Origin of the sequence: Sphingobium quisquiliarum P25, from assembly GCF_000445065.1 — a bacterium.
In the GTDB taxonomy this organism is placed as follows: domain Bacteria; phylum Pseudomonadota; class Alphaproteobacteria; order Sphingomonadales; family Sphingomonadaceae; genus Sphingobium; species Sphingobium quisquiliarum.
In genome coordinates, this window is sequence record NZ_ATHO01000056.1 from 1 (window position 1) to 20,747 (window position 20,747).

General features: G+C 66.7%; 19 protein-coding genes and 1 pseudogene. 11 read left to right on the forward strand and 9 right to left on the reverse strand.

The window, feature by feature from the left end; translation table 11 throughout:
- The 8 genes and pseudogenes from L288_RS28845 to L288_RS28880 form a co-directional block, all read right to left on the reverse strand.
- A pseudogene (locus L288_RS28845) lies at nucleotides 1–316 on the reverse strand (hypothetical protein); the annotation flags it as partial.
- Between the two features lie 143 nt (nucleotides 317–459).
- On the reverse strand, nucleotides 460–750 hold the full coding sequence (locus tag L288_RS28850) for a hypothetical protein (protein WP_030538787.1): 291 nt from the start codon (nucleotides 748–750) through the stop codon (nucleotides 460–462).
- A 384-nt stretch (nucleotides 751–1,134) separates the two neighbouring features.
- Nucleotides 1,135–1,326, reverse strand: a complete 192-nt coding sequence (locus tag L288_RS28855; RefSeq protein ID WP_021237655.1) for a hypothetical protein — start codon at nucleotides 1,324–1,326, stop codon at nucleotides 1,135–1,137.
- Nucleotides 1,327–1,428: 102 nt separating this feature from the next.
- Nucleotides 1,429–1,887 (reverse strand): NUDIX domain-containing protein, encoded by a 459-nt coding sequence (locus tag L288_RS28860; RefSeq protein WP_021237656.1) that lies wholly within the window; start codon nucleotides 1,885–1,887, stop codon nucleotides 1,429–1,431.
- Nucleotides 1,888–1,891: 4 nt separating this feature from the next.
- Complete coding sequence (locus tag L288_RS28865) at nucleotides 1,892–2,188, reverse strand: GNAT family N-acetyltransferase (protein ID WP_021237657.1); 297 nt, start codon at nucleotides 2,186–2,188, stop codon at nucleotides 1,892–1,894.
- 3 nt (nucleotides 2,189–2,191) lie between these two features.
- The gene (locus tag L288_RS28870; protein WP_021237658.1) at nucleotides 2,192–3,217 is read right to left on the reverse strand and encodes a quinone oxidoreductase family protein; all 1,026 of its coding nucleotides are present in this window, start codon (nucleotides 3,215–3,217) and stop codon (nucleotides 2,192–2,194) included.
- 56 nt (nucleotides 3,218–3,273) lie between these two features.
- Nucleotides 3,274–5,493, reverse strand: coding sequence for an amylo-alpha-1,6-glucosidase (locus L288_RS28875; protein WP_021237659.1), 2,220 nt, complete (start codon nucleotides 5,491–5,493; stop codon nucleotides 3,274–3,276).
- 10 nt (nucleotides 5,494–5,503) lie between these two features.
- A complete protein-coding gene (locus tag L288_RS28880; protein ID WP_021237660.1) occupies nucleotides 5,504–6,604 on the reverse strand; it encodes a glycosyltransferase family 4 protein in 1,101 nt (366 codons plus the stop codon).
- A gap of 281 nt (nucleotides 6,605–6,885) precedes the next feature.
- Between L288_RS28880 and L288_RS28885 the strand changes: the two genes are divergently transcribed.
- The 8 genes from L288_RS28885 to epsC all read left to right on the forward strand — a co-directional run bounded on the left by L288_RS28885 (nucleotide 6,886) and on the right by epsC (nucleotide 15,100).
- Nucleotides 6,886–7,440: a hypothetical protein gene (locus L288_RS28885; RefSeq protein WP_021237661.1), complete on the forward strand. Its 555-nt coding sequence runs from the start codon at nucleotides 6,886–6,888 to the stop codon at nucleotides 7,438–7,440.
- Between the two features lie 145 nt (nucleotides 7,441–7,585).
- A complete protein-coding gene (locus L288_RS28890) occupies nucleotides 7,586–8,296 on the forward strand; it encodes a response regulator transcription factor (protein ID WP_021237662.1) in 711 nt (236 codons plus the stop codon).
- A 128-nt stretch (nucleotides 8,297–8,424) separates the two neighbouring features.
- Entirely contained in the window at nucleotides 8,425–9,123 is a 699-nt protein-coding gene (locus L288_RS28895) for a carbonic anhydrase (RefSeq protein WP_021237663.1), read from the forward strand.
- A gap of 5 nt (nucleotides 9,124–9,128) precedes the next feature.
- On the forward strand, nucleotides 9,129–10,625 hold the full coding sequence (locus L288_RS28900; RefSeq protein WP_021237664.1) for a SulP family inorganic anion transporter: 1,497 nt from the start codon (nucleotides 9,129–9,131) through the stop codon (nucleotides 10,623–10,625).
- Nucleotides 10,626–10,934: 309 nt separating this feature from the next.
- Nucleotides 10,935–11,774 carry a TorF family putative porin gene (locus L288_RS28905; protein WP_021237665.1) on the forward strand — a complete coding sequence of 280 codons (840 nt, stop codon included), beginning with the start codon at nucleotides 10,935–10,937 and terminating at the stop codon, nucleotides 11,772–11,774.
- Between the two features lie 175 nt (nucleotides 11,775–11,949).
- A complete protein-coding gene (locus tag L288_RS28910; RefSeq protein ID WP_021237666.1) occupies nucleotides 11,950–12,660 on the forward strand; it encodes a response regulator in 711 nt (236 codons plus the stop codon).
- Nucleotides 12,657–13,988 carry an ATP-binding protein gene (locus L288_RS28915; protein ID WP_021237667.1) on the forward strand — a complete coding sequence of 444 codons (1,332 nt, stop codon included), beginning with the start codon at nucleotides 12,657–12,659 and terminating at the stop codon, nucleotides 13,986–13,988. Before L288_RS28910 ends, L288_RS28915 begins: the two co-directional genes overlap by 4 nt.
- A 110-nt stretch (nucleotides 13,989–14,098) precedes the next feature.
- Nucleotides 14,099–15,100, forward strand: coding sequence for a serine O-acetyltransferase EpsC (gene epsC, locus L288_RS28920; protein ID WP_021237668.1), 1,002 nt, complete (start codon nucleotides 14,099–14,101; stop codon nucleotides 15,098–15,100).
- On the opposite strand, the gene L288_RS28925 is transcribed toward epsC, so the two are convergent.
- Complete coding sequence (locus L288_RS28925; protein WP_021237669.1) at nucleotides 15,101–16,750, reverse strand: alkaline phosphatase family protein; 1,650 nt, start codon at nucleotides 16,748–16,750, stop codon at nucleotides 15,101–15,103.
- Between the two features lie 78 nt (nucleotides 16,751–16,828).
- On the opposite strand from L288_RS28925, the gene L288_RS28930 reads away from it, so the two are divergent.
- From L288_RS28930 to L288_RS28940, 3 genes are all read left to right on the forward strand, one after another.
- Entirely contained in the window at nucleotides 16,829–18,850 is a 2,022-nt protein-coding gene (locus L288_RS28930) for a protein-disulfide reductase DsbD family protein (RefSeq protein ID WP_021237670.1), read from the forward strand.
- A complete protein-coding gene (locus L288_RS28935; RefSeq protein WP_021237671.1) occupies nucleotides 18,850–19,587 on the forward strand; it encodes a TlyA family RNA methyltransferase in 738 nt (245 codons plus the stop codon). The genes L288_RS28930 and L288_RS28935 overlap by 1 nt, the downstream gene beginning before the upstream one ends.
- 89 nt (nucleotides 19,588–19,676) lie before the next feature.
- The gene (locus L288_RS28940) at nucleotides 19,677–20,738 is read left to right on the forward strand and encodes an efflux RND transporter periplasmic adaptor subunit (protein WP_021237672.1); all 1,062 of its coding nucleotides are present in this window, start codon (nucleotides 19,677–19,679) and stop codon (nucleotides 20,736–20,738) included.
- Nucleotides 20,739–20,747 lie beyond the last annotated feature (9 nt).

Genomic DNA, 20,747 nt, shown 5'->3' on the forward strand with positions numbered 1-20,747 from the left:
CGGGCGCGGGCAGGGCCGGGAGAGCGCGGCGGGGAGGGGTGCTGTCCGGTTGTCGCGCGGGCGCAGGCGGCGGCGCGCCGCCCGGCGGCTTCGCTTCGGGAGGTCTAGCGGGCCTTGCGGGTTCAGGCGGTTCCGGGACAGGCGGCTGGAGATCGAAGAGGGAGAGCGGCACGTCTTCCGCGACCGTACGCAGCAGCGGCGCGCCGCGCAGCCCCATCAACAGGGCGTAGCCGATCAGCGCATTGACCAGAAGCGCAGCGAGTGCGGGGGCGATCCTGTCCGCCCGCCGCCATCGTTGCAGTGTCAGCCGTCGCATTGAAGCGGCATCCTTGCGCCGCCGGTAAAGGCCTTGGCGCTTAAGGGTATCGGCATCGCCGGGCGGCCCTGAGCGCCTGCTTGCGGCAGGCGCTCAGGTCATGGCTTCGACATGCTCAGCCTGGACGGGGATGCCGATAGTCCCTAGCGGTAGACGCGATCGCCGTTGCGATCGATATAATATTCGCGGCCACGGCGGTCCCGCTGCCAGCGGCGATCGCCATCCGAGGTCGCCGCACCGACGACAGCGCCGCCCGCAGCCCCGATGGCCGCGCCTTCCGCCACGCCCAGTCCGGGAACGATCGCGCCTGCGACCGCGCCGCCGACAGCGCCGATGCCCGCGCCGCGCAGGCCGTCACGCGTCGTTTCGCGCGAACATCCGCCCACGCTGGCTGCCGCGGCCAGACCTGCTGCCAATAAGATCATATTACGCATGGTTCGCCTCCAAGTTGCTGTTCTATAGAACGACGCAGGCGGCAAATGGTTCGATGCCGCGAACTTTGATGGCAAAGCTTTTGGACAGGCGGAGGCTCAGGCGAGTTGGCCGGGATGTCATGCGCGGCCGTGGCGCCGGGCCAGGATCAAGGTGCTGAACCGGGGATGTCCCGCGTGCGACCCATGGCAAACCCCCGGCTCAGCGCGGGCTTATTAGGGCTGGCGATCGTGATGCGCCATTGATCGATTTCGTTCACTGTGATCGGATTGGTTGTTGACTGGGTTGTTCCGTTCGGACGAGCATGTGCCAGCCCTCTCCTGTTCTTAAAGAAGTGAAGAGAAGCCCTTCGCCAGGTTCAGGGCGAAGGGAGGCTGGAGCGTCGCTCAGTCGTCGGGGTCGACCTCCAGCGCGTCTTCTTCATCGCTGTCGAGCTGGGCGTCGAGCGTTTCGGCGATCAGGTCCAGCTGTTCGTAGCTGGCGGACAGTTCGATGGCCGATCCATCCTCCGTTTCGAAGGTGAGGAGATAATCGTCGGCGGAGCGGGTGATGGTGAAACCGGAAATGACGTTGGGCATCGGGCATCCTCCTGATGCGCCTGCGGGGCAAGCGCGGATCAAGGCATGGAAGTACCGGCGGCGGGCAAGGTTCCACCGGGGGCTGGGATCGACCCACCTGGGTTAGGACCGGACGAGCGGTTTCAGCCGGTCGAGAAAAGGCTGCTGGCTCGTCAGCATCATCGTGCGCGCTTCCGCCAGCGTGAACCAGCGCGCGGCGTCGATTTCCGGGAAGGACTGGCGCTTGCCGCTGCGGGGCGGCCATTCCATTTCGAACTGGTTGCTCACCACCTGCGACACATCGATGTCGGCCTCCAGCGCGAAAGCATCGACATATTTGCCGCCCGCCTGCCGGATTTCGCCGAGCGGCAGGGGGGTGCCGTCAAATGCCATGCCGAGTTCTTCCGACGCTTCCCGCAGGGCGGCGGCGAGCGGTTCTTCTCCGGGCGCGATCAGCCCCTTGGGGATTTGCCATGCGCCCGCATCCTTGTTGCGCCAGAAAGGGCCGCCGGGATGGACCAGCAGCACCTCGGTCGTTCCGGCGGCGAGGCGGTAGAGGAGCAGGCCAGCGCTGCGCTGCACGGGGTCAGCCCCGCGCGCTGGCGGCCAGCAGGTCCTGTTCTTCGGGATGGCGCGCGATATAGGCGGCGACGAAGCGGCATTGCGGGACGACCCTCAGCCCGCGCGACCGCACATCGGCGAGCGCGCCCTTGATGAGGCGGCTGGCAAGGCCGCGGCCCTCCAGCGCTTCGGGAACCCTGGTGTGGGTGAAGGTGATTTCGCCGCCGTCCAGTTCATAGGCGGCGATGCATAGCTGGCCGTCATCCTCCAGCTCGTAGCGGCTGGCCGCTTCGTTATTCTTCACCGGACCCATGCTGCCCATGCCTTATCCCCAATCTTCCTTGCCATCGATGCCGAGCAGCAGCTTGCCCCGTACATGGCCGTCCCTGACGCGCATCATCGCTTCGGCGGCGCGGGAGATGGGGAGGACCGTATAGGGCGGCGCGGCCAGCCTTTTCGCGTCCATCTGCGCCACCATGGCGCGCAGATGCTCGCCCAGGCTGATGAAATTGGCCGAGGCGCGGATATAGCGGATGCCCGATTGTTCGAGCGCGGCCATGTCGGGGAGGATTTCGTCCGGGATCATGGTTTCGATGCCGGCAAGGCGTCCGCCCTGGCGGATGAGGGCGTGGGGTTCGGCCAGGCTTTGCTGGCCCACCGTATCGAGCAGCAGGTCGACGCCGCCGGGCGACCATTGGCGCAGGGCGTCGCGCCAGCCTGCGTCCCGATAGTCCAGCGCCAGCTCCGCGCCCAGGCTGCGCAGCAGGTCCAGATTGGCTGCGCTGGAGGTGGCGGCGACGCGCGCCCCCATATCCTTTGCAAGCTGGATGGCGAGCGATCCGGTGCCGCCCGATCCGCCGTTGACCAGCAGGGTTTCGCCCCGGCTGAGTTCGCCTGCGATCAGCGCCTCTCGCGCGGCGGTGCCGGGGACGGGGAGGGCAGCCGCCTCCATGAAGCTGACGGAGGAGGGCAGGCGCGTCGCATGCGCCGCCTTGCAGCAGGCCAGCTCCGCCCAGCTTCCCCGCCCGTCGATCGCGATCGAGGACATGAAGGCGACGCGATCGCCCGGCTGGAAGGGGACGGAGGCATCGCCGGTCGCGATCACCGTGCCCGCGCCGTCGAAACCGGCGATCAGTGGGTCGAACCCCCGGAGGAAAGGCAGCCAGCCAGCGCAGGCCTTCCAGTCGGCGGGGTTGACGCCCGCCGCGCTCATGCGGACCAGAAGCTCGCCCGGCCCCGGACGTGGCGCGGGCAGGATGCGCTGGCGGATCGCTTCGGGGCCTGCAAAGCCGTCGATCAGCATGGCGCGCATTTCGGCCGGATGCTGCGTCATGCCGTCTTGCTGTGTCATCGTTCCTCCCTCTTTCATTGGCTGGATAGAGGGGCCAGCGCTGGGGGTAAAGAGGGTCAGGCGATGGTCACGACCTTTGCCCGGCCGATCCGGTCCATCGGCTTCACCACCACCTTGTCGCCCATGCGGTCGAAGGCGATGTCCACCTGCGCTTCGCCCACGGCGAGGCCGTGAAGCTGCAATTCATCCAGGAAGCGCGGCAGGGCCGGTTCGCACAGCGTGACCTCCGATCCCGCCACGTTGAAGCCGAGGCCCAGGCTGGATTGAACGAGCGAGAGCGGGGCGGCGGCCGCCCATGCCTGCGGGCTGCATGCGACGGGGTAGAAGGTCGGCCCCTGCGCCCGGCGGCGGGGAAAGCCGCAGAACAGTTCGGGCAGGCGCATGAGATCGACATAGGTCGCAGCGGCGAACAGCCCTTCGAATATCTGCGCCGCCTGCGCGCGGTAGCCGTAGCGCGAAAATCCCGCCGCGATCAGCGCATTGTCGTGCGGCCAGATCGACCCGTTATGATAGCTCATGGGATTGTAGCGCGCTTCGGTCGACGCGATGGTCCTGACGCCCCAGCCGGAGAAGGAGGAGGGAGCCATCAAGGTGCGCACCACCTGTCCCGCCCGTTCCTCCAGCGCGAGGCCGGTGAACAGCACATGCCCGGCATTGGAGGAGCGCACGCGGCAGGGGCGCTTTTCCCCGTCCAGCGCCAGCACATAGGTGCCCAGATCGCCGTCGAAGAAAACCTCGTCGAAGCGGGTGCGTAGCGCCTGCGCGCGGTCGCGGTAATGGCGCGCGCGCTCCTGCTGCCCAAGGGCGGCATAGATGGCGTCCGCCGCCGTCCACGCGCCATAGACATAGGCCTGCACCTCCGCGAGGGCGATGGGGCCGCGCGCGATCGCGCCATCGGCGTGGAAGACGGAATCGTGGCTGTCCTTCCACCCCTGGTTGATGAGACCCTGGTCGGTGAGGCGGCCATATTCGACGAAGCCGTCGCCGTCGCGATCGCCATGCTCGTCGATCCATTGCAGGGCCGCTTCGATGTTCGGCAGGAGCGACGCCAGATAGGCGCTGTCGGCGGTCCGCTCCAGATAGGCGCCCGCCAGCATCACGAACAGCGGCGTGGAATCGATGCTCCCATAATAATGGCGGAACGGCACTTCGCCCAGCTCGGCCATTTCGCCATGGCGCACCTCATGCAGGATCTTGCCCGGTTCGGCGTCCGCCGTGGCGTCGAACCGGGTCGCCTGATGCGCGGCGAGATAGCCCAGCACGCCCCGGCTGATGCTGGGGTCGAGCCACAGCGTTTCAAGCGCGGTTATGATCGCGTCGCGGCCGAAGACCGTGCTGAACCAGGGGATTCCGGCATAGGGATAGGGGCCGTATTCGGTATCGGTGGACAGCATGGTGATGTCGGCGACCGACCGGCGCGCCACTTCGTTGAACAGCTGGTTGGAGGAATGCATCCTGGCCGAGCGGGCGCGGGACTGCTTCAACGCCTGCATGGAATCGCGCAGGGATTTGAGGAACTGCCGGGACAGCGGTTCGCCGGGACGCGGCATCCGTTCGCAACTGACCCGCATATAGATGGTCGCGCGCTCGCCCGGCGGCACGGTGATGTCAAAGCGAGCGTGGCTTTCGGTCAGTTCCTGCGGCTGCGGGGCGAAGCAGATATGGGTTTCGCGGGTGAGTGCGTCGCGCCCTTCATAGCTGAGCAGGACATCCGCATCGCCGATGTCCGGCGGGTTCGTCACACCCTTGCGCAGGCGGGTCATGCCGCGAATTTCGAACAGGTCGGCGAAATCGGCGGCAAAGCCGATATCGACGCTGACCGTCCGGGGCTCCGCATCGAAATTGCGGATCGTGATGCGCTCATGAATGGCGCTTTCCCACAGGAAGCGGGTGCGGCGCAGATGGATGAGGTCATGTTCGACATCGACGCGCCCGTCGCTGCCCGCAAAGTCCGGGTTGGTGAGGTCGCAGGTCAGGATCGCATTGTCGTCCCGCAAGGCGGAACTGAGCAGGATCGGACGAAGACCGTTGATGGTGAGATAGAGGTGCGACAAATGGCGCGTGTCGCGATGATAGAGCCCCTCCGGACTGCCCGGCCCGGCGATCGCGTCGCCGCTATGGTCGAAGACCGCGAAACTGTCGCCATGCTTCATCGTCCGCGGCCTGCGTTCATGCAGCGAGGCCGTGGCCGGGATAAAGAATTGCATCTGCGCCTGAGACAGGAACTGGCCCGGTTCGGGAGCCGGGGGTTCGGGCTGCAACTGGCTGGCCGTCATGCCTTCCTCCTTATCCGGCGGCCTGAAGCTGGAGGTCGGCCTGCGCGCGGCGCTGCCTGGGGAGCGCGGGCGCAGGCGTGCGGGCGCCGGGAAGGTCACGATAGATGGCGACATAGTCGCTCGCCATACGATCTGCCGTGAAACGTGCGTCAAAGGCGGCGCGCACCCGCCCGCGATCAAGCTCATGCAGCCGGGCGACGGCTTCGACCGCCTGATCTTCGTCATCGACGATGAAGCCGGAGAGGCCATGGTCGATGACTTCGGGCACGGAGCCGCAGCGGAAGGCGATGACCGGGGTGGCGCAGGCCATGGCCTCGATCATGACGAGGCCGAAGGGTTCGGGCCAGTCGATCGGGAACAGCAGGGCGCTGGCATTGCCCAGAAATTCCGCTTTCTGAGTCTCGTTGATCTCCCCGATGAACTGGATGTTGGAATGACGATCGAGCAGCGGCGCGATCTGCTCCTCCCAATATTGCCGGTCCACATTGTCGATCTTGGCCGCGATCTTGAGCGGCTTGCCGGAGCGGGCGGCGATGCGGATCGCCCGGTCGGGCCGCTTTTCGGGCGAGATGCGGCCGAGGAAGGCGAGATAGCCTTCCTTCCGATCGATGCGCGGCGGCAGCAGGTCGCGCGGCAGGCCGTGCAGCACCGTTCCCGCCCAGTTGACCGGCGGCATCGGCAGGCGCTGATTGTCGGAAATCGACACCAGGCTGTGATCCGGGAAGGCACGGTAGAAGGCGGGCAGGTCAGGCAGGTCAAGGCGGCCGTGCAGGGTGGTGACGGTGCGGCCGATGAAATCCTGCACCAGGGGCATGTGCAGCATGTCGATGTGGAAGTGGAGCGCATCGAACTCGTCGGCGCGCTGCCGCACCGCTTCCAGCAGCATCATATGATAGGGAATGGGGTCGCGCACATAGGGATTGAGCCGCAGCGCCGTCTTCGTGATGGGCACCAGTTCGGCGCGGGTGATCGAATCGCCGCTGGCGAACAAGGTGACGTCATGCCCCTGATCGACCAGCGCTTCGGTCAGATAGGATACGATCCGTTCCGTACCGCCATAGAGTTTGGGCGGCACGCTTTCGGCCAGGGGGGCGATCTGGGCAATCCTCATGCGCGCGATTCCTCTCTCCATAAGAAGATGCCGCGCCGGTGTCCGCGCACCGGGCGGTTACGAGCATGAAAAAGCGCGACCGGGCCTGCGGGTTTCACGGAAAGGCTGATCCAGACTAATTTTTTGCTGCGCCCGCACTTAGCTCCATTCATCGCCAAGCCGCGGCGACCGGCATCATTTTCGGCCAAAATGACTTCGGACTGCAATAGTCGGGAGTCATGAGCGCGGCAGAAGCGGTCAGCGGGGGAGACTGCCCTGACATTTCCGCATAGGAGAAGGCGTTGAACATCCGCACCATCGATTTTGAGGCATCCTGCCTGCCAAGGCATGGCCGCTCTTTCCCGATCGAGGTCGGGGTGGCCGGTGCGGGCGCGGCGGAAAGCTGGCTCATCCGGCCGCACCAAAGCTGGGAAGGATGGGACTGGACCCGGCAGGCGGAGGCGCTGCATGGCCTCAGCCTGGAGCGCATCCGGGACGAAGGCCTGCCGGTCGAGGCCGTGTTCGAAAAGCTGGCGGCGGCGGTGAAAGGATGCCGCGTGGTCGCCGACAGCGTGATCGATCAATATTGGCTGGAAACGCTGGCGGCGGCAGCTGGCGCGGCGGTGCCCTTCTTCATCGATCATGTGTCGGCGGTGCTGGACGAGCATGGCGCCGACGAACAGCGCATATGCGCGGCCGTCGCCTTCGCCGACGAGCGCCATCCGGTGCGCCACCGCGCCCGATGCGACGCGGAATGGCTAGCCTGCCTGATCGATCATGTGTCAGGGCGGGTCCCGGCGGCTCCCGCCATGTGGATGCGCGCGCCGCATGAGATGGCGTTCAGCAAGAATTTGTAACGTTCGGCAAATTTGAGAGACATTCATCGCTTATAAGGCCTTTACAAGCGCTCCCGCCTTGCAAAGGATAAGCGATGCTGTCTCTTTTTGCCCGTGCTACAGCGGGGCAGTCCGCCATTCTCCCGGCTATGGCAGTCCGGGGCGGATGAACCCGCCGCTGATCCTTGTCGCCGACGCGCAGCAGGACATGCGCCAGCAGCTGTGCAAGTCGCTGGAGGAGAACGGCTTTCGCGCGCTCGCCGCCGCGACGGCCGGGGATATATGGAGCGCGCTCGACAGCGTGGCCGTGAGCGCCCTTGTGCTCGACGCATCGCTGCGCGGGCCGGACGGAATGGACCTTTGCCGCAGCGTGCGCGAACGCAGCAGCGTGCCCATCATCATGGTGAGCCACAACAGCAGCGAGGTCGACCGGGTGGTCGGGCTGGAACTGGGCGCGGACGATTATATGGCCAAGCCCTATTCCGCGCGCGAACTCGCCGCCCGTCTGCGCGCGGTGATGCGGCGCGGGCGGAACGAGCGCGCGTTGGGCCTGCGCCGCCAGACCCAGGCCCGGTTCGCGGGATGGGCGGTGGACTTCGCCCGGCGCGAGGTGGTCGCGCCCGATACCTCGCAGGTTCAGTTGACGGCGGCCGAATTTTCGTTGCTGGCCATATTGATCGATCATGCGCAGACGGTGATCGCGCGTACGCGCCTGATGGAAATGGCGGGCGTGCGCGAGGCGCCTTCATCCGACCGAAGCATCGATGTGCTGATCAGCCGGTTGCGGCGGAAGCTGGGGCAGGGCGGCCATGCGGCGCCGATCGTCACGGTGCGCGGCGCGGGCTATATGCTGAGCGCGGCCGTCGACCGGCGCTGATGCCTGTTTCACGAAATAACGCCGGACACATAATTTAACAAAAGCGCTGCGCCGCAGCAAAAGCAGCTTCCTATCCTTCATGCTCCCGGTCTGCCCCCTGACCGGAAAGCAAATGAAGGAAAGAAGCCATGAACGAGCTTATCGGCCGCGTGTTCAGCTTCGAGAAGCATGTCTTCCCGAATCAGAGCGCGCTCTACAACCGGCTCGCCAGCGATGGACAGAGCCCCAAGGCGCTGATGATTTCCTGCGCCGACTCCCGCATCGTGCCGGAACATATCATGCAGGCCGATCCGGGCGACCTGTTCGTGTGCCGCAACGCCGGCAACATCGTGCCGCCGCACGCTACCCAGCTTGGCGGCGTCACCGCCACGGTCGAATATGCCGTGATGGTTCTGGGCGTGCGCGACATCATCGTATGCGGGCATAGCGACTGCGGCGCGATGAAGGCGCTGGCCACGGACGCCGACCTGACGGCGATGCCGAACGTCGCCGCCTGGCTGCGCCACTCGCACGCCGCGCAGAAGGTGTGCCGCGAAAACTATCCGGCCGACCTCAGCGATGCGGAAAAGCTGCGCAACATGGCGCTGGAGAATATCGTCGTGCAGCTCGCCCATCTGCGCACCCATCCGTCGGTGGCGTCGGGCATGGCGCGCGGCGAAATCGCCCTGCACGGCTGGTATGTCGACATCCATGCGGGCCAGGTGCTGGGCCTTGACGGCGAAACCGGCCGTTTCGTCCCCATGCGCGAAGGCCAGCCGCTGCCCATCGCGCAGGCGCAGGCCCGCCGCCTCGCCGGTGAGATCAGCGTCGCGGTAGCGGCGGAGTAAGCCCCATGCTGAAAGCCCTTTCCGGCGGCACGTTCAGCCGCGACTTCACCGCATCCATCGTCGTGTTCCTGGTGGCGATGCCGCTTTGCATGGGCATCGCGGTCGCATCAGGCGTTCCCCCGGAAAAAGGGCTGATCACCGGCATCATCGGCGGCGTGATCGTTGGCTTGTTCGCAGGGTCACCGTTGCAGGTCAGCGGTCCCGCCGCGGGCCTTGCCGTCATCGTCTTCGAAATCGTCCAGGAACAGGGGCTGTCCGCCCTCGGGCCGATCCTGATCCTGGCGGGCATCATCCAGGTAGTGGCAGGCCTGTTGCGGGTCGGCGGCTGGTTCCGCGCGATTTCCCCGGCGGTCGTCCACGGCATGCTGGCGGGCATCGGCGTGCTGATCGTCGTCGGTCAGTTCCACGTCCTGTTCGATGACAAGCCGCTTTCCAGCGGGCTCGCCAATCTGGTGGCGATGCCGGGGCAGATCCTTGGCCTTAGCAACCAGAATGCGGCGATGGCGTTCGCAGTCGGCCTGGTCACCATCGGCGGCATGCTGGGCTGGGAAAAGATCCGCCCGGCCTCGCTCAAGCTGCTGCCCGGCGCTCTGGTCGGCGTGGTTCTGGCGACGCTGGTCGCGTTCCTCTTCAACCTGCCGGTGGCGCGGGTGGTGGTGCCCGAATCCATCACCGCCGCGATCACCTTGCCGGGCGAGGGGCTGGTCCAGCAACTGCTGAACCCTGCGGTCATCACCACGGCGATCGCCATCGCCTTCATCGCCAGCGCCGAAACGCTGCTGTCGGCGGCGGCGGTGGACCGGATGCATGACGGCGTGCGCACCAACTATAACCGCGAACTGAGCGCGCAGGGCGTGGGCAACCTGCTTTGCGGCGTGGCGGGCGCGCTGCCGATGACCGGCGTCATCGTGCGAAGCTCCGCTAACGTGCAGGCGGGCGCCAAGACGAGGCTGTCGACGATCCTGCATGGCGTGTGGATCCTGGGCTTCGTCGCCCTTCTTCCCTGGCTGCTGCGGGAAATCCCGATGGCGGCGCTGGCGGGCATTCTGGTGGTGACCGGCATCCGGCTGGTCAGCGTCGATCATGCGAAGCATCTGTTGCACCGCTACGGCCCTTTGCCCGCGATCGTGTGGGCGGCGACGCTGATCATGGTGGTGGCGGCTGACCTTCTGACCGGCGTGCTGGTCGGCATCGGCCTGTCCCTGCTGGAACTGCTGCCCCATGTGCGGCGCCTGCGCCTGGGCGTGGAGGATGCGCCGCGCGGCGACGACAGGCATGAGGTCGCGCTGCACGGATCGGCCACTTTCCTGTCCCTGCCCAAGCTGTCGGCCAAGCTGGAATCCGTTCCCGCGGGGCGCCAGGTGGTGCTGAACCTGGACCGGCTGGGCCATATCGACCATACCTGCGCGGAGATGCTGCGCGAGTGGATCGACCGCCGCCGCAGCGCCGGTATGACGGTGGAACTGTCGGGCGCGGGAAATCTGCGCAATCTGGCGATCTGACGAAGTCCCCCTGGTCAGCCTCTCCCCCGGGGCTGATCCCTGAGCCGCCGTGCCTGATGGCGCGGCGGCTTCTTGTTGCTACTTGTCATATCAGAAACAATCTAGAAACAATCTAGATAATGTTTGGAAAGAAACTGTGCTTTCGGGAGCACAGATGGCGATTGTCTTCGCAGGTGCGAAAGAATGCCATTCTCTTGGCGGCGGGAGCGTCCTATCCAGGGATCGATCCGCCGGTATCGAAGACATCAAGATCTTCGGACCCTGCGCGGACGCAGGACGGAACATTCTTACCATAAAGGGGAATGTTTCATGAAATATCAGATCGCCTGTGCGGCCCTCGCCCTGATGTCGAGCGTGCCTGCCTTCGCTCAGGAAGAACCTTCCGGTCCCGTCACTGTTTCTGGCAGCGTTGCGCTGGTGTCCGACTACCGCTTCCGCGGCGTGTCGCAGACCGACAAGGGCATGGCCATCCAGGGCGGCATCACCGCAACCCATGAAAGCGGCGCCTATGTGGGCACCTGGGGTTCGAACCTGGGCGGTTGGGGCCGTTTCGGCGGCGCGAACATGGAACTGGACCTGTTCGCCGGTTACGCCATTCCGCTGGGCGAGAATGCGACGCTGGACGTCGGCCTGACCTGGTACATGTATCCGTCGGGCGCCGACAAGACCGACTTCGCCGAACCCTATGTGAAGCTGTCCAGCCAGATCGGTCCGGTCAAGGGCCTGCTGGGCGTCGCCTATGCGCCCAAGCAGGAAGCGCTGGGCAAGTGGTGCAGCGATGCCGCCTGCACCGTGGCCGATCCGGGGGACAAGGAAGACAATCTGTACATCTGGGGCGACATCAGCGGCGCGGTGCCCAACACGCCCGTCACGCTGAAGGCGCATCTTGGCTGGTCGAACGGCAATTCGGGCCTGGGTCCGAACGGCACGTCGATTGCCCCGACCGGCAAGTATCTCGACTGGCTGGTGGGCGCGGAAGCCGCCATCCCCGGCACGCCGCTGACCGTGGGCGTTTCCTATGTCGATACCGACATCGCGCGGGTCGAGGAAAACTACATCCGTCCGGGCTTCATGGTGAACGACGGCAAGGGCTATGGCGAATCCATCGCCCGCAGCCAGGTGGTCTTCTCCCTGACCGCCGCCTTCTGATCCATAAAGCGCCGGGTCCGGTCCGCCGGGCCCGGCGCATGCTCTTGCTCCGCTCCATGACAAATTGTTGCTGGCGGGGCGGATGGCTGCCCGCGAGCCAAGGTTTGGTTGACCGCCCGGACCCCCGCCTTTATTTCACAGCCATGAACGCAGATTTCCGCGCGATATTTCCGGCATGACGGCTCCAACCATCATCCTTGTGGAGGATGACCCGCCGCTGCGCACGCTGACGGCCAGGGCGCTTCAGGAACATGGATATCAGGTCCGCCCCGCATCGTCGGGACCGGAAATGTGGGTGGCGTTCGATGCCGGGCCGGTCGATCTGGTCGTGCTGGACGTGATGCTGCCCGGCACCAACGGCATCGATCTGTGCCGCCAGATCCGCCGCAAGAGCGACGTTCCTATCATCTTCATCAGCGCCAAAGGCAGCGAGACGGACCGGATCGTCGGGCTGGAACTAGGCGCCGACGATTATCTGCCCAAGCCGTTCGGCACGCGGGAACTGATCGCGCGCATCCGCGCCATATTGCGCCGCGTCGGGGTAGAGCGGGGACCGGACGAGCATCGCGACAATGAAGCGCGCTTCGACGGCTGGATCGTCAACTTCCCCCGCCGCGAACTGCGTTCGCCCACCGGCGGCATCGTCGACCTGACCGGCGCTGAGTTCGACCTGCTCGGCAGCTTCCTCAGCCATCCCCAGCGCGTCATCGCCCGCGAGCGGTTGATCGAACTGTCGCGCACCCGCATGGGCGACAGTTCCGATCGCAGCATCGACGTGCTGGTGAGCCGCCTGCGCCGCAAATTGTCGACGGAAGACAAGGCCGCGCCGATCACGACCGTGCGCGGCGTGGGATATATGTTCAACGCGGAAGTCAGCCGCGCTTGAGACTGCATGTCAGCCGGTCGCTGGGACTGGTCGGGCGGCTGTTCGTCATCCTGCTGCTCGCGCTGACGCTGGAGTTCGCGGTCGGCACGCTGATCTACGAGCGGGCCGGTCATCTGTCTTTGCAGGATGACGAGGCCCGGCGTCTGGCCGAACATCTGGTCATTGCCCGCAAATTGCTGACCGAACAGCCCGAAGCGGAGCGCACGGCGCTGGCGATCCAGCTGACCACGGATCGCTACGATATCCACTGGAGCCGGGTCGCGCCGCCGCCGCCGCCGCTCACGCCCGATCTGGAGCGGATGCGGCGGCAGATCATCGATTGGGAACCCAGTCTGGAGCAGTCACGCCTGTGGCTGCGGCTCGCCTCCCCCGGCCGCGTGTCCGAGATCAACGGCGGGCTGCAACTGGCGGATGGAAGCTGGATCTATTTCGGCATGCATCATAGCGGCAGCAAATGGGCTTTCGCGATCGGGCGGATGGGGCTGGCGCTGATCCCGGTCGTCGCGCTGCTGGTGGCGGGCGGCGTGCTCATCCGCCGCACGCTCGCGCCGCTCAAGGACCTGACCAGGGCGACCGAGCATATCGGCCTGTCGGACGAGGTGATCGTGCCGGAAAGCGGCACCAGCGACGTGCGCGATCTGGTGCGCGCCTTCAACGCGATGCAGAAGCGCATCCACCGGCTGATCACGGAAAGGACCGAAACGCTGGCGGCGGTGGGCCATGACCTGCGCACGCCGCTCGCCCGCTTGCAGTTGCGGCTGGAAAATTTGCGCGATGCCGAGGCGCGCGAGGCGATGAGCGGCGACGTCACCGAAATGGCGGAGATGATCGAATCGCTGCTGGCGTTCCTGGGCGGCGAAAAAAATGGCGAGGCGGCGGTGCGCACCGATGTCGCCGTGACCGTGGCGACGGTGGTGGACGCTTTCCAGGATCAGGACAAGGACGTCACCTATGAGGGGCTGGACCATCTGGAGATGGAAACCCACTCCATATCCCTGCGCCGGGCGGTGATGAACCTGATTGAAAATGCGCTGCATTATGGCGATCGCGCGCGGGTGGCGGTCGAGCGGGAGGGCGAGGAGGTGGTCATCCGCGTGGACGATGACGGCCCCGGCATTCCGCCCGGAAAGCTGGAGGAGGTATTGAAGCCCTTCGCCCGGCTGGACGAGGCGCGGCAACGCAATACACGCGGGCTTGGCCTGGGCCTGGCGATCGTGGCGCGGGTGGTGGAAAGGGCCGGGGGCCGGCTGGTGCTGGTGAACCGGAAAGAGGGAGGATTGCGCGCGGAAATCCGCCTGCCTGCGCCTTCCGCACCAGTGAAGCGCTAGCCCGCCGCTGTTGCGCACACGAAAGAGAATTGGGGGCCCCCAAGCAAAACTCGTTTACCCGAACGCTTCGTGCCGCGCTATGCCGCCGTCAGGATTGACATGAGGCGTGTATGACGGACGAGGGCGAAGACTCCATTCCCGAAGGATATTGGGACATCGGCCAACTGACGGCCGACCTGAGCGCCGCCCGCAACCGATGGCGGCAGGAGCAGCAGCATCATGCCGAATATGGGGCGGAAGGCTTCCCTTCGCGGGCGGACCTGGCGAAGATCACCGCGTCGCTGTGCGCCGCGCTGTTTCCCCTGCGGCTTGGCCCCAGCTTCGTGCGCATCCATAATGAGGACGCCTTTGTCGAGCAGACGCTCCAGACGGCGCTCAGCCGCCTCTATGGCCAGATCCGGCTTGAACTGCTCTACGCGCTGGAAGGGGAGGCGGCGTCGGAGGTGGACGCGCAGGCCGCGCGCATCATCGGCAGCTTCGCCCAGAGCCTGCCGGGGCTGCGCACCCTGCTCGACAGCGACGTTAAGGCCGCTTTCCAGGGCGATCCCGCCGCGCGCAGCGTGGATGAGGTGCTGATCTGCTATCCATCGATGCTGGCGATCATCCATCATCGGCTGGCGCATCAGCTTTACGAGCTGGGCGCGCCGCTGGTGGCGCGGATCATCTCCGAAATCGCGCACAGCCGCACCGGCATCGACATCCACCCCGGCGCGCGGGTCGGCCGCAGCTTCTTCATCGATCACGGCACCGGCGTCGTGATCGGCGAGACGGCGATCGTGGGGGATCGCGTGCGCCTCTATCAGGGCGTGACGCTGGGCGCGCGCAGCTTTCCGGCGGACGAGAAAGGCGGGCTGGAAAAGGCGCAGCCGCGCCACCCGATCATCGAGGATGACGTCGTCATCTATGCCGGCGCGACGATATTGGGGCGCATCATCATCGGCAGCCGGTCGGTCATCGGCGGCAATGTCTGGCTGACCGACAGCGTGCCCGCCAACAGCAATGTGCGGCAGGCCAAGGCGCAATATGAGGTCACGAGCCGGGTCGAAGTGTCCGCCCCCCACCGCGTCCATGCGCTGGTGGAGGAGCAGTCAGGCTTTGCCGGCAATATCTGATCACTGGTCCGGGCAGCTGCTGCCTTCGCCAGCGATCAGGTCGAGGCAGCGGCCGTCAATCTGATCCTTCGGCACGGGCAGGTGGATGAGCGCCGCCAGCGTCGGCATGATGTCGGCCGTTTCGACGCCGAGCGGCTGTTCGAACGCGCGGATGCCCTTGCGCCAGAACAGGATCGGGACGCGGCGGTCGGTGTCCCATGGCGAACCGTGCGTCGCCACATAGCCGGTGCCGGGATTGGCGATGGGCGTGATCCGGGGCTTGAGCAGCAGCAGCAGGTCGCCCGACCGTTCGGGGTCGAAGCTGGCGCGCGCTTCCTGAAGCAGGCTCCAGCTTTCGGGCGGGCCGGACGGGGAGGGGGCAGCGGCGATCTGCGCCCTGGTGAAGACGGTTTCGACCTGGGGATGAGCGCGCAGCAGGGCGAGCGCGGCGGCTTCCACCCTGGCGCGCTCAGCGGGGGAAAGGCTGGGGTCGAAATAGAGGTCGCCTGACGGGCCATCGCCATAGATCAGCGTCTTGCCGCTGATGCCGGTGCGGGTGGCGACTTCCTGCGACAGCGCGCGCGGCATCAGCGCCGGATCGACCCGCTGTTCCATGGGCATGGCGTTTTGCCGGTGCCGTTCGGGCAGGTCGTGGCCGCCATGGTCGGCGGTCAGCACGACGGCATAGTCGATTCCCATCCTGTCCAGATGATCGAAGAAGACGCCCAGTTCCCGGTCGAGCCTGTCCACCTGGATGCAGCTTTCCGTGCCTTCGGTGCCGTAGCTGTGGCCAATATAGTCCGTCGCGGACAGGCCGATGGAGATGATGTCGGTCTGTGCCTGCTGGCCAAGGCTCATGCTCTGGATGGCCGCCATGGCGAAGGCCAGGGTCATGGCGTCCTGCTCGGGCGACACGCGGAACGCCCTGGCATCGCCCGCTTCCCGCTGGAAACGGCCGGTGCCCACCGTCTTGCCGTTGCCGACGCTGACCGGAAAATCCTTCGCCACGCATTGCGCGGGCAGTTCAAAGCCGGGGTTCGCCTGCGCCAGACGCTGCTCATAGGCGCGGTTGACCTGCTGAACCAGCGGCGGGACGGGGACGCCGGGATAGCTGACATAGCCCTTTGGCCCCAGCCACCAGACATGATCCGCCCTGGCCCCGCCCAGCATGATCGCCGCGCGGTCCTTGCCCGCGATCGACACGGAGCGCGTGGACGGATTGGCGGCCTTCATCCGGTCGCCCAGCGTCGGCACGCGCAGGTGGATGGAGGATGCGGCATAATTGCCGCTGCTGGTGCCCGGCTGGCTTTCATCCTCGGCGCAATAGACCTGCTTGTCGGTGCGGCTGGCTTTCAGGTCGAACCAGTTGTTGGCGATGATGCCGGTGCGCGACGGGCGGCTGCCGGTCAGGATGGTGCTGTGGCCGGGGCAGGTTTCGGTCGCGGCATGGCTTTGATAGCCGCGCGGAAAGAGGGCGCCTTCGCTTAGCCGCTTCAACCCGCCGGTATAATAAGGCCGGTATTCGCTGAAGAGGTCGGCGGAAAACTGGTCCACCGCGATCGCCACGATCAGCCGGGGCGCTGATGCGGAAGGGGCGGGCGCTGGCGCCTGCTGGGCGATGACGGGCGCGGCGCTGGTCAGGATCAGCGCGGCGAGGACTTTCTTGAACATGGGGTGGAGGCCTCCTCGACCTTGACGGCGAATGCAGGGAGACCTAGCCCCAAGGCCGTCCACCCCGCCAGAGGCCCAATGCGGATTTTTCATGTCCTTCTGATGACGTTCGCGTTTCTCTTCGCCTGCGCGGCGGGGGCGCAGGGCGCGTTCGCGCCGGGCGTGCCGCATATCCGCGCGGCGCTGGTGGCGGAAACCGCCGCGCCCGCGCCGGGGCGGACGGCGATGATCGCCTTTTCGATGAAGCCGGACGATGGCTGGCATGGCTATTGGGAAAATCCCGGCGATGCGGGCGTGGGCATGAGCGTTAAATGGACGCTGCCCAAGGGCGTCAGCATCGGCGCGCTGCGCTATCCGGTGCCGGAGACGCTGCTGATCTCAGGCCTGATGAACCACGTCTATGAAGGGCCTTATGCGGTGCTCGCGCCGTTGACGGTGGCGGCGGACGTGCCGGTGGGGACGGCTCTGCCGATCCGGGGCAAGGCGGAATGGCTTGCCTGCACGGACAAGGTCTGCGTGCCCGAAAGCGCCGAACTGGCGCTGAACCTGACCGCCGGTGACGGCGCGGTGACGGCGGAGGATGCGAGCCGGTTCGACGCATGGCGCGCCCGCTTGCCCCGGCCGCTTGGCAGCGAGGCGCGCTACGCGATCAGCGGCGGCAGGTTCCGCCTGTCGGTGCCCTTCCCGGCGGAGGCGGCGGCGAGCGACATTCATCTGTTCCCCCTGACCGAAGGCGCGGTGCGCTATGCGGCGGAGCAGAAGGTGCGCCGCGACGGCGACCGCCTGCTGCTGGAAAGCGAGGCGGGGGAGGGGTTCAGGGGCGGCACGGTCCGGGCGGTGCTGCGGACCGGCGATCATAGCGGCTTTTTGCTGACGGCGCGGCCGGGCGAGGTGGCGGAGGCGCGGAGCGGCGTGCTGCGAACCACGCTGATCGCGCTGGGCGGGGCGCTGCTGGGCGGGTTGCTGCTGAACATCATGCCCTGCGTCTTCCCGATCCTGGCGCTCAAGGCGTTGAAGCTGGCGCGCGCGGGCGGAGACGAGCGCACGGCGCGCCGCGAAGCGCTGGCCTATGCGGCGGGGGTGGTGCTGACCTGCCTGCTGCTGGGCGGCGTGCTGCTGGCGCTGCGGGCTGCGGGAAGCGCGGCCGGATGGGCGTTCCAGTTGCAGGACCCGCGCGTCATCCTGCTGCTGCTGCTGCTGGCGACGGCGATCGCGCTCAACCTGGCTGGCCTGTTCCAGCTTGGCGCTTTTGGCGGGGGCGAACGGCTGGCGGGCAAGAGCGGAGCGTCGGGCGCATTCTGGACCGGCGCTCTGGTCGCCTTCGTCGCGACGCCCTGCACCGGGCCGTTCATGGGCGCGGCCATGGGCGCGGCGCTGGTCCTGCCGCTGCCCGCCGCATTGGCCCTGTTCGCCGGGCTGGGCATCGGCCTTGCCGCGCCGTTCCTGCTGCTCGCCTGGTCCCCCGCGCTGCGCCGCCGCCTGCCGCGGCCGGGCGGATGGATGGAGACGTTTCAGAAGATCTTGTCGGTGCCGATGTTCCTCACCGCCCTTGGCTTGGCGTGGCTGCTCGGCCAGCAGCGCGGCGTTGGCGCGATCACCGCGGGCGTGGGGGCCGCGCTGGGGCTGGGCCTACTGCTGTGGTGGCTGGGCGCTCGCCAGCAGCGTGGACGCAGGGGCGGCATGATCGCGGCGGCGGGAGCGGCGCTGCTGCTGGGCGCGGGCGTGATGCTGCTGCCCGCCCATGCGCCCGCCGCTGCGAAGGCGGAGAGCGGCGTCATCCCCTTCGACGAGGCCCGGCTGGCCGCCTTGCGCGCGCAGGGAAAGCCGGTCTTCCTCTATTTCACGGCGGACTGGTGCCTTACGTGCAAGGCCAATGAGGCAGCGGCGATCGACCGGGTGGAGACGCGGGACGCCTTTGCGAAAGGCGGAGTGACGGTGATGGTCGGCGACTGGACCAGCGCGGACCCCGCGATCACCCGCTTTCTGGAAGCGAAAGGCCGGTCGGGCGTGCCGCTCTACCTCTGGTATGCGCCGGGCAAGGAGGCGCAGGTCCTGCCGCAGATCCTGACGCCCGCCACGCTGACGGCGCTGGTGCGCTGATGGCCAAGCTGCGCGCCGACCAGCTGCTGGTGGACAGCGGCCTTGCGGAAAGCCGCACGCGCGCGCAGGCGCTGATCCTGGCGGGGCTGGTGTTCCTGGGCGACAGGAAGATCGACAAGGCGGGGCAGCAACTGCCTGAGGACGCCGTGCTGGAGGTGCGGGGAAAGGACCATCCCTGGGTGTCGCGCGGCGGGATAAAGCTGGCGCATGCCATCGACCATTTCGGCATAGACGTGACCGGCATGACCGCGATCGATGTCGGCAGCTCGACCGGCGGCTTCACCGACGTGTTGCTGAGCAAGGGCGCGGCGCGGGTCTATGCGGTCGACAGCGGCACCAACCAGCTCGCCTGGAAGCTGCGGTCGGACCCGCGCGTCATCGTGCATGAACAGACCAGCGCACGCATCCTGACCGATGACCATATCCCCGAAGCGGTGGACATCATCGTGTGCGACGCCAGTTTCATATCGCTGGCCAAGGTGCTGGAGCGGCCGATGACCTTCGCCCGTCCCGGCGCACATCTGGCCGCCCTCATCAAGCCGCAGTTCGAAGCAGGGCGGGAGGAAGTGGGCAAGGGCGGCGTGGTGCGCGACCCCGAAGTCCATGCGCGCGTGTGCGAGGATGTGCGTAGCTGGCTGACCGTCAAGGGGTGGAATGTGACCGGCATCACCCCCAGTCCGATCACCGGGCCACAGGGCAATATCGAATTTTTGATCCACGCCCGCTTTGGTGGATAATCCTGCCGAGTTCGTTACTGAGGGGGCGGTTACATTTCGCGACAATTGCTCCAGTTGCCTCGTTTGCAAAGGCTCGTTAGCCCCTTCCTATGCGCCCCATCCTGTCCCTGTGCCTCCTTGCGCTGACCCTTGCCTCGTGCGGCGGGGAAAAGGAGAAGAAAGCCCGTCCGCCCGCTCTGGTGGAGGCGGCGCCGATTACGCGCGCGACCTTCACGGACACTCTGGAGGCAGTGGGCACGGCGCTGGCCAATGAACAGGTGGTGCTGTCCGCGCCTGTGACGGAGCGGATCACGTCCATCAACTTCGCCGACGGCGCGCAGGTCAGCCGGGGTCAGGTGATCGCCACTCTGGCAGTGGGTCAGGAACGGGCGGAACTGGCGGCGGCCGAAGCGCAGGCATTGCAGGCGAACCAGCAGCTGGAACGGATTCAGGCGCTCAAGAAACGCGGCTTCGCCACCGTCGCCAGCCTTGACCAGCAGGTGGCAGCGGCCAATTCGGCGCGCGCCAATGCGCAACTGGCGCGCGCGTCGATCGGCGACCGCATCATCCGCGCCCCCTTTTCGGGCTGGGTCAGCCTGCGCACCGTATCGCCCGGAGCGATCGTGACGGCCGGAACGGCGATCGCCACCGTCAGCGACATCAGCAGGATCAAGCTGGACTTCACCGTGCCGGAAACGCGCCTGTCGATGATCCGCGAGGGACAGCCGATCAAGGCGGTCTCTTCCGCTTACCCGGACCGTCCCTTTTCCGGCACCATCGCCACCATCGATCCGGTGATCGATCCGGCGACCCGCGCCGTGCGGGTGCGCGCCATCCTGCCCAACCCGGACAAGATGCTGAAACCCGGCATGCTGCTGACCGTGAGCGTCGCCGCGCGGCAGCGCCAGTCGCTCGCCGTGCCGGAGCTTGCGGTGGTGGGCGAGGGCGACGAGCGCTATCTGTTCATCGTGGCGGAAGGCAAGGCGAGGCGGGTGAAAGTCGCCACGGGCATGCGCCAGAACGGACTGGTCGAGATATTGGACGGGGTGAAGCCGGGCCAGAAGGTGGTGACGGACGGCGTCGTGAAGCTGAGCGATGGCGCCCCGGTACGGCTGGCCGGTGAGGATCGCGAGCCGCCCAAGGTTGCGGATCGCGCCGCGACCGGCGCCTGAGGGGCCGGG

Bases quoted from the DNA above. Each gene is read 5' to 3' on its own strand.
- L288_RS28850 (WP_030538787.1), bottom strand. From the start codon at position 750: ATGCGTAATATGATCTTATTGGCAGCAGGTCTGGCCGCGGCAGCCAGC.
- L288_RS28855 (WP_021237655.1), bottom strand. From the start codon at position 1,326: ATGCCCAACGTCATTTCCGGTTTCACCATCACCCGCTCCGCCGACGAT.
- L288_RS28865 (WP_021237657.1), bottom strand. From the start codon at position 2,188: ATGGGCAGCATGGGTCCGGTGAAGAATAACGAAGCGGCCAGCCGCTAC.
- L288_RS28870 (WP_021237658.1), bottom strand. From the start codon at position 3,217: ATGACACAGCAAGACGGCATGACGCAGCATCCGGCCGAAATGCGCGCC.
- L288_RS28875 (WP_021237659.1), bottom strand. From the start codon at position 5,493: ATGACGGCCAGCCAGTTGCAGCCCGAACCCCCGGCTCCCGAACCGGGC.
- L288_RS28880 (WP_021237660.1), bottom strand. From the start codon at position 6,604: ATGAGGATTGCCCAGATCGCCCCCCTGGCCGAAAGCGTGCCGCCCAAA.
- L288_RS28890 (WP_021237662.1), top strand. From the start codon at position 7,586: ATGAACCCGCCGCTGATCCTTGTCGCCGACGCGCAGCAGGACATGCGC.
- L288_RS28895 (WP_021237663.1), top strand. From the start codon at position 8,425: ATGAACGAGCTTATCGGCCGCGTGTTCAGCTTCGAGAAGCATGTCTTC.
- L288_RS28900 (WP_021237664.1), top strand. From the start codon at position 9,129: ATGCTGAAAGCCCTTTCCGGCGGCACGTTCAGCCGCGACTTCACCGCA.
- L288_RS28905 (WP_021237665.1), top strand. From the start codon at position 10,935: ATGAAATATCAGATCGCCTGTGCGGCCCTCGCCCTGATGTCGAGCGTG.
- L288_RS28910 (WP_021237666.1), top strand. From the start codon at position 11,950: ATGACGGCTCCAACCATCATCCTTGTGGAGGATGACCCGCCGCTGCGC.
- epsC (WP_021237668.1), top strand. From the start codon at position 14,099: ATGACGGACGAGGGCGAAGACTCCATTCCCGAAGGATATTGGGACATC.
- L288_RS28925 (WP_021237669.1), bottom strand. From the start codon at position 16,750: ATGTTCAAGAAAGTCCTCGCCGCGCTGATCCTGACCAGCGCCGCGCCC.
- L288_RS28930 (WP_021237670.1), top strand. From the start codon at position 16,829: ATGCGGATTTTTCATGTCCTTCTGATGACGTTCGCGTTTCTCTTCGCC.
- L288_RS28935 (WP_021237671.1), top strand. From the start codon at position 18,850: ATGGCCAAGCTGCGCGCCGACCAGCTGCTGGTGGACAGCGGCCTTGCG.
- L288_RS28940 (WP_021237672.1), top strand. From the start codon at position 19,677: ATGCGCCCCATCCTGTCCCTGTGCCTCCTTGCGCTGACCCTTGCCTCG.